The organism is Streptomyces justiciae, assembly GCF_015163075.1.
In the GTDB taxonomy this organism is placed as follows: Bacteria; Actinomycetota; Actinomycetes; order Streptomycetales; family Streptomycetaceae; genus Streptomyces; species Streptomyces justiciae.
The window spans coordinates 133,530-146,711 of record NZ_JADDXU010000009.1 but is presented as its reverse complement, the minus strand read 5'-3'; the positions used below and the strand labels follow the sequence as shown (position 1 = coordinate 146,711).

Below are 13,182 nucleotides of genomic sequence, written 5' to 3'. Positions count from 1 at the left end.
GGAGGCCCCGAAGTCGTTCAGCCCGCCTGTGTCGAAGCCGCCGGGCGGCGTCCCGCCGCTGCCGCTGCCAGGCGGCCCAGTGCCTCGTCCTTGTCGCAGGCGTGGGCGCCCAGTGCCGTCTGGCGGGCGATGATCGTGCGCTCCAGGCGCATCAGGCGCCAGCCGCGGCGCAGCAGGAACGGCACCGACTTGCGGCCCTCCTTGAGGTCGCGCAGGAAGCGCCGGCGGAACGTCTGCACGGGACCGCGGCTCAGACACAGCGCGTCGGCGAGGACGCCGATCTCCCGGCAGCGCGTGACGATCTCGGCGGCGAAGATGCCCTCCGCGATGAACAGCGGGGTCCGCCCGATGTCGACGGTCTCCTTGCCGGTGATGGCGCTGAGCGAGATGTCGTACTGCGGGACGTCCGTACGGCCCGTGCGGCACAGCTCGGTGAGCGCGGCGACCGCCGCGTCCGCGTCCCACGACTCGGGGTGGTCCCAGTCGATGTCGGAACTCCCCGCCACCAGCGGCAGCGTCGGGTCGTCGCCTTCCTTGTAGAAGTCGTCGAGGCGCAGCACGGGGAGGCCGGAGCGGGCCGCGAGAAGGGACTTGCCGGAGCCGGAGGGGCCGCAGAGCAGCACGACGCGCGTCGGTATGGACGAAGGGGAACTCACGGGACACCAGTGTGAGGCATTCACCTGCTGTTCAACGACCCCGCGGGTCGGCTTTGAAGCGCGCGTCACACGTCAACTACCCTTCGTGTCGACCTGATTACCCTGTGCAAGTCGAAGGTGGCAGCAGCAATGGCCCGACACGCGTCCTCCTCCACCCCCACCGCCCAGCGCGCCCTGGCCGCCCTCGCGACCGCGGGCGTGGCCCTGGGCGCAGGCGCCGCGTCGGCCGCCGCGGACACCCAGCCGGTCGTCGACGAGCTGGTGCACACCCGCCCCACCTCCCTGGGCCAGATCGACCCGCAGGCCGGCCTCCAGGGCATCGCCGGCACGGTCGGCTACGTCACCGGCCCGGTCGCCGGCCTCAAGCCCAACCCCCTCGCGGGCACGGGCGTCGACCCGCTGGACAACGGCCTCGGCACCCAGGTCGCCGACTTCCAGCCCATGACCTCGCAGATGCTCACGGCACCGGTGGCGCAGGCCCAGTCCATCGGGAGCATGCCGGTGGTCGGACAGGTCACGAGCCTGCTCGGCAACGGCTGAGACCACCCGTGGGCGCAGCGGAGAGCCGCGTCTCCCCCGGACGGAGGGGAGGCGCGGCTCTCCGGTCTCAGCGGCCCGTCAGTACGACTCGGTAGCCCGTCAGTACGACGAGCCCGACGCGCCCAGCGAACCCGTCGGGTGCCAGACCGTCTTCGTCTCCAGGAACGCCGTCATGCGGTCGATGCCCGGAGTCGCCGCCCAGTCGTCCACAGGCTGTGGACGGAGGACGCGCTTCAGGTTGTCCGCCGCCGCGATCTCCAGCTCCTTCGCCAGGCCATCGATCTCGCCCGCGCCGGCGAGATCGATCGCGTTGACGTCCTGGTGCGCGGCCAGCGGCGTCGCGATCTCCGCCGTACGGCCGGACAGGACGTTGACGACACCACCGGGCAGGTCGGACGTGGCCAGCACCTCGCCCAGGGACAGGGCGGGCAGCGGGGACTTCTCGCTCGCGATCACGATCGCCGTGTTGCCGGTCGCGATCACCGGCGCGACGACCGAGATCAGGCCCAGGAACGACGACTCCTGCGGGGCCAGGACCACGACGACACCGGCCGGTTCGGGCGACGACAAGTTGAAGTACGGGCCCGCCACCGGGTTCGCGCCGCCGATCACCTGGGCGATCTTGTCCGTCCAGCCCGCGTACCAGACCCAGCGGTCGATCGCCGCGTCGACCTGGTCGGCGGCCTTGGACTTCGACAGGCCCTCGGCGTCGGCCACTTCGCGCACGAACTGCGCCTTGCGGCCCTCCAGCATCTCGGCGATCCGGTAGAGGATCTGGCCGCGGTTGTAGGCCGTGGCACCCGCCCAGCCGCCGAACGCCTTGCGGGCGGCGACGACCGCGTCACGGGCGTCCTTGCGGGACGAAAGCGGTGCGTTCGCCAGCCAGTTGCCCTTCGAGTCCGTCACCTCGTACACCCGGCCGCTCTCGGAACGCGGGAACTTCCCGCCGACGTACAGCTTGTAGGTCTTGAACACACTGAGTCGCTCAGACATCGAGGTACGCCTCCAGGCCGTGCCGACCGCCCTCGCGGCCGAAGCCCGACTCCTTGTAGCCGCCGAACGGCGAGGTCGGGTCGAACTTGTTGAACGTGTTGGACCAGATGACGCCCGCGCGGAGCTTGTTCGCGACGGCGAGGATGCGCGAGCCCTTCTCCGTCCAGATGCCCGCCGACAGGCCGTACTGGCTGTTGTTGGCCTTGGCGACGGCCTCGTCCGGCGTGCGGAAGGTCAGTACCGACAGCACCGGGCCGAAGATCTCGTCCCGCGCGATGGTGTGCGCCTGGGTGACGTTCGTGAAGAGCGTCGGGGCGAACCAGTAGCCGGAGGAGGGGAGTTCACACGCCGGCGACCAGCGCTCGGCGCCCTCCGCCTCGCCCTGCTCGACGAGGGTGGTGATCCGGGCGAGCTGCTCCTCGGAGTTGATCGCGCCGATGTCGGTGTTCTTGTCCAGGGGGTCGCCGAGGCGCAGCGTGGACAGTCGGCGCTTCAGGGAGTCCATCAACTCGTCCTGGATCGACTCCTGCACGAGGAGCCGGCTGCCCGCGCAGCACACCTGGCCCTGGTTGAAGAAGATGCCGTTGACGATGCCTTCGACGGCCTGGTCGATCGGGGCGTCGTCGAAGACGATGTTGGCGCCCTTGCCGCCCAGTTCGAGGGTGAGCTTCTTGCGCGTGCCCGCGACGGTCCGCGCGATCTGCTTGCCGACGGCCGTCGAGCCCGTGAACGCCACCTTGTTGACGTCCGGGTGCGCGATCAGCGCGGCGCCGGTGTCGCCGTATCCGGGAAGGATGTTGACGACGCCCTTGGGGAGACCGGCCTGGCGGCAGATGTCCGCGAAGAAGAGAGCGCTCAACGGCGTGGTCTCCGCCGGCTTCAGGACGACCGTGTTGCCCGTCGCCAGCGCCGGGGCGATCTTCCACGCCAGCATGAGGAGGGGGAAGTTCCACGGGATGACCTGCCCCGCCACGCCCAGCGGGCGCGGGTTCGCGCCGAAGCCCGCGTGGTCGAGCTTGTCGGCCCAGCCGGCGTAGTAGAAGAAGTGCGCGGCGACCAGGGGGAGGTCGGCGTCGCGGGTCTCCTTGATGGGCTTGCCGTTGTCCAGGGTCTCCAGGACGGCCAGTTCGCGGCTGCGCTCCTGGATGATCCGGGCGATGCGGAACAGGTACTTGGCGCGCTCGGAGCCCGGCAGCGCGGACCACTTCTCGAAGGCCTTGCGGGCCGCCTGCACCGCGCGGTCGACGTCCGCCTCGCCCGCCTGGGCGATCTCGGACAGGACCTCCTCGGTGGACGGCGAGACCGTCTTGAAGACCTTGCCGTCGGCGGCTTCCGTGAACTCGCCGTCGATGAACAGGCCGTAGGAGGGCGCGATGTCGACGACGGAGCGGGACTCGGGCGCCGGGGCGTACTCGAATGCAGATGCCATGTGGATCAGTCCACCGTCACGTAGTCGGGGCCGGAGTAGCGGCCGGTGGCCAGCTTCTGACGCTGCATCAGCAGGTCGTTCAGGAGCGAGGAGGCGCCGAAGCGGAACCAGTGGTTGTCCAGCCAGTCCTCGCCCACGGTCTCGTTGACCAGGACCAGGAACTTGATCGCGTCCTTCGTCGTCCTGATGCCGCCGGCCGGCTTCACGCCGATCTGGACGCCGGTCTGCGCACGGAAGTCCCGTACGGCCTCCAGCATCAACAGGGTGTTGGCGGGAGTGGCGTTGACGGCGACCTTGCCGGTGGACGTCTTGATGAAGTCCGCGCCCGCCAGCATGCCGAGCCAGCTCGCCCGCCGGATGTTGTCGTACGTCGACAGCTCGCCGGTCTCGAAGATGACCTTGAGGCGGGCCGACGTCCCGCAGGCCTCCTTCACGGCGACGATCTCGTCGTACACCTTCATGTAGTCGCCCGCGAGGAACGCCCCGCGGTCGATGACCATGTCGATCTCGTCCGCACCGGCGGCGACGGCGTCGCGCACGTCGGCCAGCTTCACGGAGAGGGCGGCGCGGCCCGCCGGGAAGGCGGTGGCGACCGAGGCGACCTTCACGGTCGAGCCCGCGACGGCCTCCTTGGCGGCGGCCACCATGTCGGGATAGACGCAGACGGCCGCGGTCGCGGGAGTCGTCCGGTCGGTCGGGTCGGGGTGGACCGCCTTGGCGCCGAGCGCCCGGACCTTGCCCGGGGTGTCCGCGCCTTCCAGCGTCGTCAGGTCGACCATCGAGATGGCGAGGTCGATGGCGTACGCCTTCGCGGTGGTCTTGATGGAACGGGTGCCGAGGGAGGCGGCGCGCGCCTCCAGGCCGACCGCGTCGACGCCGGGCAGCCCGTGGAGGAAGCGACGCAGCGTGCTGTCGGACGCGGTCACGTCCGTAAGAGCGTGTGCGGGAGATGCAGTGGTGGGCATGGTCACCACACGAGCATATCTACGCGCGTAGCGGCTGTACACCCCCGGATGCTCATCTCGTCGGCCGCCACCGCGTACGAGCGCCGCCGCCCCGTCGGGCAGAATCGGCCCCATGACGACCAAGGACCGGATCTACCGCTCACCCGCGGCCATCGCCGGAGGCGTGCTGCTGCTCGCCATCGCCATCTGGCTCGGCATCGACGCCCTGGTCCAGGGCTCGGGCCGGGTCCCCTGGCTGGCGCTCGCCGCGATGATCCTGGTGATCCCACTGGTCGTCGCCTTCACCCTGCGCCCGGCCGTCTTCGCGGGCCAGGACCGGCTGCGCGTGCGCAACCCGTTCCGCGTGATCGTGCTGCCCTGGAGCCAGGTCGCCGCGTTCCGCTCCAGCTACTCCAACGAGGTCGTCGCCGCCGCCGGCACCAAGTACCAGCTCTGGGCCATCCCGGTGTCCCTGCGCGCCCGCAAGAAGGCGGCCCGGCGCACCGCCCGCGCCGAGTCCGGCGGACGCGGCGGCGGACGCACCCGGGGCATGGGCGGCCTCGGCTTCCCGGGCGCCGGCTCCACCGCTGCCGCGGCCGACGCCGCCGACGGCCCGCTGCGCGCCGAAACGGACAAGGTCATGGACGAGCTGCGCGAGCTGTGGGAGGCGCGGGAGAAGGCGGAGAGCGCGCAGGGCGAGGTGTCGGTGCGCTGGGCGTACGAGGTGCTGGCCCCGGCACTGGCGGGCGCGGTCCTGCTGGCGATCCTGCTCGCCACCGGCTGACCCACGCGATTCACAGCTCGCGGGGCCATGATCTGCCCCGTGCCTCGGCCGTACCGGACCCGAGGACCGCAACCACCGGCGTGGTCCGAGTGTCTGGAAGACGATGAGTACGAATCCTGCGCGGCCGTTGCCGCTGCCCGCCTCCGCGACACCGGACGGCTGTCCGTCCTGGGGCGGAGAGCAGACCCGGCGCTGGACCGACGCGCTGCCCCCGCGCCGGGTGCCGGTGCCGCGGCGGACCGAGACCGTGATGGCGGTGGTGGTCCTCGGGCTGGGCGCCGCACTGCTGGCGGTCGCCGTCACGGACGGGGACGTGCCGCCCCTGCTCGCCGCGTTCCTCGCGCTCCAGCCGGTGTGGCTGGTGGCCCGCCCCGAGGTCGTACGGTTCACCGCGCCGACGGCGGTCTTCATGGTCGTGGCACTGGAGCCGTCCTGGCTGTTCCTCCTGGCCTGCCCCGTCCTCGCGGGGCTCTGCGCACAGACCGCCGAGGTGCGGCTCGCCGCCCGGAAGCGGCAGCGCGAGGCGGCCCTCGCGGCGGCCGGGGGCGTCACCGCGCCGGTGCCGTACGCCGAGCAGCCGGTGACGCGCGGGAAGGGGCTGGCCTGGTTCGGCTCCGCCGTGACGGTGGCCGGGGTCGTGCTGAGCGCCACCTCCGGGGTCTGGGACGACGTCGTCGACCGTGAGGGGGCCGCGACCTGTGGCCTCTACCTGACCGGGCTGGGCCTGACCGTGCTGCTCTCCGCCGCGCTGGGCCGGCGCCGGGCCGTCGCGCTGCGCCGGGAGCCGGCGCCGGTGCTGCGGGTGCTGGTGCGGGAGAACACGGACGTCGACACGGAGGTCTTCGCCGCCGACGACGTGGGCGCGCTGCGGCCGCTGTTCACGGTCTCGACGCTGGAGATGGACGAGGCCGAGGACAGCGGTCCCGACACCGAGGACGAGGACGACGACGAACTCGACGAGGAGGAGCTGAACGCCCTCCTCGACCGGCTCGACGACGACGCTCCCGGGCCGCTGCGGGAGGCCGTCCTGTACGGCGCTCCCTACGACGGCGCCGAGGTCGTCGTCCTCGCCGCCGACGCGGACCCCGACGAGCCGCCCGTCGTCGAGTACTCGACCGGCCCTGTACGCCCCGTTTCCGAGCGGGCCGTACGCCGTGCGGTCCGCAAGGACAAGCGGGAGGTGGTGGCGCACGTGCTGCCCGAGCCGGGTGCCGTACGGCGCTGGCGGGCCGGGTGGCCCGACTGGCTCAGCGCCACGGCCGTCGTGCTGTGGGCCGGACAGTGGGCGTGGAGCGAGACCGGGGTGTGGCGCTGGGTCCTCGGCGCCGCCCTCGCGCTCTGCGGGGGCTGGCTGCTGACGTACTGCGTCGGCTGGCGCATCACCGCGGACAGCGCCGGGCTGTGGTTCAACGGGGTCCGGCGCACCCAGCACATCGCCTGGGACCACATCCGGGTCGTCCGCTGCAAGGGCAACGAGCTGAAGATCGACAGCCGCCGCGCCACCTTCGCGGAGTGGTCGGCGTTCACGCTGCGCTGGCGCTGGCTGGAACGCAAGCTCGGCCTCGTCCACCCCTACGAGCGGGCCGCCGCCGAGATCACCGCGATGTGGAAGGACCCTGAGGTCCGGCCGACGGGCGGGATCGACGCGCGGGAGCGGGAGCGGCGGCTGTGGCCCGTGACGCTGGCGCTGGTCCTCGCCTGGACTGCGGCCCTCTACTTCATGCCGTAGCCGGCCTACGGCGCGCTCGGCCACACCAGCACCATGTACGCCCCCCAGTACGCCGACCCCAGCACGGCCGCCGTCAGCGCCGCCGCGCGGTAATGGGCTGGGACGCGGAGGAGCCGTACGGCCAGGGGGAGCAGGAGCGGGAAGGCCGGGAGGAGGAAGCGGGCGCGCGGGAAGTACACGCCGCCGCTGGTCAGGACGATCGTCAGCAGCACGCCGGTGAACAGGAGCAGGGGGAGCGGCTGGCGGTCCCTGAGGGACAGGGCGAACAACGCCGTCGACGCCAGCAGCGTCACCGTCACCAGGACCAGGAACAGCTCGGGCGTCGAGTCGTACGCCAGCAGCTCCCGGAACCGGCGCAGGGTCTCGCGGCCGCCGTCCACGTCGTTGTGCCACAGCCGCTGTACGGCGAAATAGCCGTCCCAGCGGCCCAGCCGCAGCCCCACCCAGCCGACGTACCCGCACCAGCCGAGCGGGGCCAGGAGGGCGGCCGTGAGGGCGCGTACGGAGAAGCCGCGGCGCAGGGCGAGCAGGCAGGTCAGCGAGACCGCGGCGGCGACCGCGACGCCGGTCGGGCGGGTCAGACCGGCGAGGACCGCGAGCCAGGCCGCCGTGAGCGGGCGGTCGGCGAGGAGGGCGTACAGCGCCCAGGCGGCGCACGCCGTGAACAGGGACTCCGTGTAGCCCATCCACTGCACGAGGCCCACCGGGAGGGCCGCCCAGAGGGTGGTGAGCAGGATGCCGGCGCGGCGGCCGTGCAGGCGGTCGCCGACCGCGAAGATCCCCCAGGACGCGGCGAGCGAGGCGAGTACGGCGATCAGCAGACCGACGGTGGCCCGGCTGCCCGGGGTGACGGCCGCGACCGCCTTCACCAGCACCGGGTAGAGCGGGAAGAAGGCCAGGTTGTTCGCGTCGTACGCGGTGCCCAGCTCGTGCGCGTAGCCGTGGTCGGCGATGCCCAGGTACCACTTCGCGTCCCATTGCGTCGCCAGGATCGGCCAGACGCCGTGGCCCTGCCGGTGCGCCCAGAACGCGAGGAACAGCAGGCCGAGGAGGCGTACGGCCACGTAGGCGAGGAGGGCGGGGGCGGCCCGGCGCAGGGTGGGCGCGAGGAGACGGGCCGGGGGCCCGGTGTCGGGTCGCCGGCTGCCCGGGATGCTGGGGGCGGTCGAGGACACGGGGCGGCTCCGGGGCTCGGGGGACGGTTGTCCGTCCACCGTTTCCCGGGCGGGGGAGCCGGTGCGGGGTGCGGGCGCGAAATCACCCGTTGGGGCGTCCCTCGTGGTCCGGGGCGCCCCTGGGCGTCGTGGTGGGTCAGATGCCGGCCGCCGCCGACAGGTCCCGCTTGACCGTCTCCAGTACGTCCGTCGCCTTGGCGCGGGCCGCCGGGAGGTCGGCGTGCGTCGCGACCGGGACGACGACCTCCAGGTAGCACTTCAGCTTCGGCTCGGTGCCGCTGGGGCGGACGATGACACGGGCGCCGTCGAGCGTGTAGCGCAGGCCGTCGGTGGGCGGGAGCTTGTCCGTGCCCTGGGTGAGGTCCTCGGCCTTGGTGATGGCGAGTCCGGCGAGCTCGCTGGGCGGCTGCTCGCGCAGCTGCCGCATGGCGTCGGCGATGACCGACAGATCCTCGACACGCACCGACAGCTGGTCGGTGGCGTGCAGGCCGTGCTCGACGGCGAGGTCGTCGAGGAGGTCGAGGAGGGTGCGGCCCTGCTCCTTGAGCTGCGAGGCCAGTTCCGTGATGAGCAGGGCGGCGGTGATGCCGTCCTTGTCGCGTACGCCGTCCGGGTCCACGCAGTAGCCGAGGGCCTCCTCGTAGCCGTACCGCAGACCGTCCACGCGGGCGATCCACTTGAAGCCGGTGAGGGTCTCCTCGTACGGCAGACCCGCCTTCTCCGCGATCCGGCCGAGGAGCGAGGAGGAGACGATCGACTCGGCGAACGTGCCCTGGGCTCCGCGGTTCACCAGGTGCGCGGCGAGCAGGGCGCCGACCTCGTCGCCGCGCAGCATCCGCCAGTCGCCGTTCTCCTTGACGGCCACGGCACACCGGTCGGCGTCCGGGTCGTTGGCGATGATCAGGTCCGGGTCCGTCGCACGGGCCTTCGCGAAGGCGAGGTCCATCGCGCCGGGCTCCTCCGGGTTGGGGAAGGCGACGGTCGGGAAGTCCGGGTCCGGGTCGGCCTGCTCGGCGACGAGCTCCGGGGCCGGGAAGCCGGCCCGGGCGAACGCCGCGAGGAGGACGTCCTTGCCGACGCCGTGCATCGCCGTGTAGACGGTGCGGGCGGTGCGGGGGGAGTCCGCGGCCAGTACGGCGTCCGTGCGGGCCAGGTAGGCGTCGAGGACGGCGTCGTCGAGGGTCTCCCAGCCGGCGTCCGGGCGGGGGACGTCGTTCAGGCTCGCGATGGCGTCGATCTCCGCCGCGATCTCCGCGTCGGCGGGCGGAACGATCTGGGAGCCGTCGCCGAGGTAAACCTTGTAGCCGTTGTCGCGGGGCGGGTTGTGGCTGGCGGTGACCTCCACGCCGGCGACCGCGCCGAGGTGCCTTATGGCGTACGCCAGGACGGGGGTCGGGAGGGGGCGGGGGAGGACGGCAGCGCGGAGTCCGGCGCCGGTCATCACCGCGGCGGTGTCGCGGGCGAAGTCCGCGGACTTGTGGCGGGCGTCGTAGCCGATGACGACGAGGCCGTCGGTGCGGCCGTTGTTCTTGAGGTACGCCGCCAAGCCGGCCGCGGCTCGGATGACCACGGCGCGGTTCATGCGCATCGGGCCTGCGCCGAGTTCGCCTCGCAGGCCCGCGGTGCCGAACTGGAGGGTGCCGCTGAAACGGGCGGTGAGCTCGGTGACGTCCCCGGCCTCGATGAGCTTGCCGAGGTCGTCACGGGTGTCGGCGTCGGGGTCCTCGGCGAGCCATGTCTTGGCCTGGGTGATGAGGTCGTCGTGCACCGGGGGTCAGCCTCTCGTCGTCGTGCGTGTGCGGGTGCGTGGGGGTTCGCGGCCCTGGGGGCTCCGCCCCCAGACCCCCGGCCTATGCCCACCCACCCCCCGTTTACTGTCGGCCAAGAGGTGGACCTTTCGACCCACCGAGTCGGGTGGTGGGTGGGCGAGGGCCGGGGGTCCAGGGGGCGGAGCCCCCTGGGCGGGCGGCTCGGGGTGCCGGGTGCCCTACAGGCGGCCCAGTACCTGGGCCAGGAGGGCGCCCATCTGCGTTGCCGAATCCCGGCCCGCCTGGAGGACCTCCTCGTGGTTGAGGGGCTCGCCCGTCATGCCGGCGGCGAGGTTGGTGACCAGGGAGATGCCGAGCACCTCCGCGCCGGCCTCACGCGCCGCGATCGCTTCCAGCACCGTCGACATGCCGACCAGGTCCGCGCCGATGACCCGGGCCATACGGATCTCCGCCGGGGTCTCGTAGTGCGGGCCGGGGAACTGCGCGTACACGCCCTCCTCCAGCGTCGGGTCGATCTCCTTGCACAGGGCGCGCAGCCGAGGGGAGTACAGGTCCGTCAGGTCGACGAAGTTCGCGCCGACGATCGGGGACGTCGCCGTGAGGTTGATGTGGTCGCTGATCAAGACCGGCTGGCCGGGGCGCATGCCCTCGCGGAGGCCGCCGCAGCCGTTGGTGAGGACGATCGTCTTGCAGCCCGCCGCCACCGCCGTACGGACGCCGTGCGCGACCGCCGCCACGCCGCGGCCCTCGTAGTAGTGCGTGCGGCCCAGGAAGACCAGAGCGCGCTTCTCGCCGATCTTGTACGAGCGGATCTTGCCGCCGTGGCCCTCGACCGCCGGCGGCGGGAACCCGGGCAGCTCGGTGACCTGGAACTCGGCGTCGGGAGCGCCGAGGGCGTCCACGGCCGGCGCCCAGCCGGAGCCCATCACGAGGGCGACGTCGTGGGTCTCGGCGCCGGTCAGTTCGCGCAGGCGCGCGGCGGCGGCGTCGGCGGCGGCGTGCGGGTCGCCCTGGATGTCGTCCGGAAGAAGAGATGCGTTCACGCGGATGAGCGTAGCCGGTTCCGGCCTACGCGCGTAGATGACAGAGCGAACGGGATGGCGATCGTTGTCTTGTCGTTTCCAACGAAGGGCGTGACTCCGGTTACCGCGCGGGTCAGCAGGGACGCTTGCGCAGTTCCATCACGTAGTCGTGCGGCGCGCCCGCCGACTCCGCCGCGTCCGCGATCTCGCCGAGGTACCGGGCCGAGGGCAGGCCGCCCTCGTAGGCGTCGAGGACGTACACCCAGGCCGATTCCTCGGTGTCGAGGGTGTGCACCCGTACCCGCATCCGGCGGTAGATGCCGAGACCGACGCCCTCCCAGCGGTCCATGGACTCCTCGTCCGGCGGGGCGATGTCGTACAGCGCGACGAAGACCTGGGAGAGGGGGTCCTCGACGAGGGTGGCGAGGGCGCCTTCCCAGCCCATCTGCTCGCCGCCGAAGGTGAGCCGCCAGCCGTTCAGCCAGCCCGTGGCGCGCAGCGGCGAGTGCGGTGCGCGGCGCGTCATCAGCCGGGCGTCGAGATTGCCGGCGTAGGCGGCGTAGAGCGACATGCAGGAGAGGGTACGGCAGGCGCATCCGGCGTCACTCCCGTAACAGTGGCGTCTCGGGCGGGGCCCCGGGCAGTAGCACCTTGAAGCGTGCGGGACAATGGAGTACGTGACTCGGATCGTGATCATCGGTGGCGGACCCGGCGGATACGAAGCGGCGCTGGTAGCGGCGCAGCTCGGCGCGGAGGTGACCGTCGTCGACTGCGACGGTCTGGGCGGAGCGTCGGTGCTGACCGACTGCGTGCCGTCGAAGACCCTTATCGCTACGGCCGAGGTGATGACCACCTTCGACTCGTCGTACGAAGAGCTCGGCATCATCGTGGCCGACGACACCCCGCCCCTGGAGCAGGCCGCCCGGGTCGTGGGCGTGGACCTCGGCAAGGTGAACCGGCGTGTGAAGCGGCTCGCGCTCGCCCAGTCCCACGACATCACCGCCTCCGTGACGCGCGCCGGTGCCCGGGTCATGCGCGGTCGCGGCCGCCTGGAGGGCATGCAGGCCCTCGACGGCTCCCGCAAGGTCGTCGTCAGCACCGCCGACGGCAGCGAGGAGACCCTCGTCGCCGACGCCGTCCTCATCGCGACCGGTGGCCACCCCCGCGAGGTGCCCGACGCGCTGCCCGACGGCGAGCGCATCTTCAACTGGACGCAGGTGTACGACCTCACCGAGCTGCCGGAAGAGCTCATCGTGGTCGGTTCCGGTGTGACGGGCGCCGAGTTCGCCGGTGCCTATCAGGCGCTGGGGTCGAAGGTCACGCTCGTGTCGTCGCGTGACCGCGTGCTGCCGGGTGAGGACCCGGACGCCGCCGCCGTCCTCGAGGACGTCTTCCGCCGCCGTGGCATGAACGTCATGGCCCGCTCCCGCGCCGCCGCCGCCAAGCGGGTCGGCGACCGCGTCGAGGTCACCCTCTCCGACGGCCGGGTCATCACCGGCACCCACTGCCTCATGGCCGTCGGCGCCATCCCCAACAGTGCGGGCCTCGGCCTGGAGGAGGCCGGCGTCAAGCTGCGCGACTCCGGGCACATCTGGACCGACAAGGTGTCCCGCACGACCGCCCCCGGCGTGTACGCCGCCGGTGACGTGACCGGCGTCTTCGCCCTCGCGTCCGTCGCCGCCATGCAGGGCCGTATCGCCATGTACCACTTCCTGGGCGACGCGGTGGCCCCGCTGAACCTCAAGACCGTCTCCTCCAACGTCTTCACCGACCCCGAGATCGCGACCGTCGGCTACACGCAGGCCGACGTCGACGGGGGCAAGATCGACGCACGGGTCGTCAAGCTGCCTCTGCTGCGCAACCCGCGCGCGAAGATGCAGGGCATCCGCGACGGCTTCGTCAAGATCTTCTGCCGTCCCGGCACCGGCATCGTGGTCGGCGGTGTGGTCGTCGCGCCGCGCGCCTCGGAACTGATCCATCCGATCTCGATCGCCGTCGACAACAACCTGACCGTCGAACAGATCGCGAACGCGTTCACCGTGTATCCCTCCCTTTCGGGGTCGATCGCGGAGGTGGCGCGGCAGCTCCACACCCGGAAGGAAACCGGCGAGGCCTGACGGCCGAAACCGACTCCCCGCTGG

Annotated in this window: 12 protein-coding genes; 4 read left to right on the top strand and 8 right to left on the bottom strand. The window is 72.1% G+C overall.

Annotated elements, in window-relative coordinates:
- Positions 1–17 precede the first annotated feature (17 nt).
- The gene (locus IQ210_RS25070) at positions 18–725 is read right to left on the bottom strand and encodes a uridine kinase family protein (protein WP_407699722.1); all 708 of its coding nucleotides are present in this window, start codon (positions 723–725) and stop codon (positions 18–20) included.
- A 60-nt stretch (positions 726–785) separates the two neighbouring features.
- Here IQ210_RS25070 and IQ210_RS25065 point away from each other — a divergent pair, with 60 nt between their 5' ends.
- Positions 786–1,196, top strand: coding sequence for a hypothetical protein (locus tag IQ210_RS25065; protein ID WP_194081361.1), 411 nt, complete (start codon positions 786–788; stop codon positions 1,194–1,196).
- A 99-nt stretch (positions 1,197–1,295) separates the two neighbouring features.
- Here the strand turns inward: IQ210_RS25065 and IQ210_RS25060 are convergent, their stop codons facing one another.
- The 3 genes from IQ210_RS25060 to deoC are packed head-to-tail and all read right to left on the bottom strand — an operon-like array spanning position 1,296 to position 4,589.
- The gene (locus tag IQ210_RS25060) at positions 1,296–2,189 is read right to left on the bottom strand and encodes an aldehyde dehydrogenase family protein (protein ID WP_194081360.1); all 894 of its coding nucleotides are present in this window, start codon (positions 2,187–2,189) and stop codon (positions 1,296–1,298) included.
- Positions 2,182–3,618, bottom strand: coding sequence for an aldehyde dehydrogenase family protein (locus IQ210_RS25055; RefSeq protein WP_194081359.1), 1,437 nt, complete (start codon positions 3,616–3,618; stop codon positions 2,182–2,184). Before IQ210_RS25055 ends, IQ210_RS25060 begins: the two co-directional genes overlap by 8 nt.
- Before the next feature lie 5 nt (positions 3,619–3,623).
- Positions 3,624–4,589 carry a deoxyribose-phosphate aldolase gene (gene deoC, locus IQ210_RS25050; protein ID WP_407699721.1) on the bottom strand — a complete coding sequence of 322 codons (966 nt, stop codon included), beginning with the start codon at positions 4,587–4,589 and terminating at the stop codon, positions 3,624–3,626.
- Between the two features lie 106 nt (positions 4,590–4,695).
- On the opposite strand from deoC, the gene IQ210_RS25045 reads away from it, so the two are divergent.
- The gene (locus tag IQ210_RS25045; RefSeq protein ID WP_194081358.1) at positions 4,696–5,346 is read left to right on the top strand and encodes a PH domain-containing protein; all 651 of its coding nucleotides are present in this window, start codon (positions 4,696–4,698) and stop codon (positions 5,344–5,346) included.
- A gap of 103 nt (positions 5,347–5,449) precedes the next feature.
- Positions 5,450–7,075 carry a hypothetical protein gene (locus tag IQ210_RS25040; RefSeq protein WP_194081357.1) on the top strand — a complete coding sequence of 542 codons (1,626 nt, stop codon included), beginning with the start codon at positions 5,450–5,452 and terminating at the stop codon, positions 7,073–7,075.
- 5 nt (positions 7,076–7,080) lie between these two features.
- Here IQ210_RS25040 and IQ210_RS25035 read toward each other — a convergent pair whose 3' ends face one another.
- From IQ210_RS25035 to IQ210_RS25020, 4 genes are all read right to left on the bottom strand, one after another.
- Positions 7,081–8,250, bottom strand: coding sequence for a hypothetical protein (locus tag IQ210_RS25035; RefSeq protein ID WP_407699720.1), 1,170 nt, complete (start codon positions 8,248–8,250; stop codon positions 7,081–7,083).
- 136 nt (positions 8,251–8,386) lie between these two features.
- Positions 8,387–10,018 (bottom strand): phospho-sugar mutase, encoded by a 1,632-nt coding sequence (locus IQ210_RS25030; RefSeq protein ID WP_194081356.1) that lies wholly within the window; start codon positions 10,016–10,018, stop codon positions 8,387–8,389.
- Positions 10,019–10,237: 219 nt separating this feature from the next.
- A complete protein-coding gene (locus IQ210_RS25025) occupies positions 10,238–11,062 on the bottom strand; it encodes a purine-nucleoside phosphorylase (protein WP_194081355.1) in 825 nt (274 codons plus the stop codon).
- Positions 11,063–11,174: 112 nt separating this feature from the next.
- Positions 11,175–11,612, bottom strand: a complete 438-nt coding sequence (locus IQ210_RS25020) for a gamma-glutamylcyclotransferase (protein WP_194081354.1) — start codon at positions 11,610–11,612, stop codon at positions 11,175–11,177.
- A gap of 97 nt (positions 11,613–11,709) precedes the next feature.
- Here IQ210_RS25020 and IQ210_RS25015 point away from each other — a divergent pair, with 97 nt between their 5' ends.
- Complete coding sequence (locus IQ210_RS25015) at positions 11,710–13,158, top strand: NAD(P)H-quinone dehydrogenase (protein WP_194081353.1); 1,449 nt, start codon at positions 11,710–11,712, stop codon at positions 13,156–13,158.
- Positions 13,159–13,182: the final 24 nt, after the last annotated feature.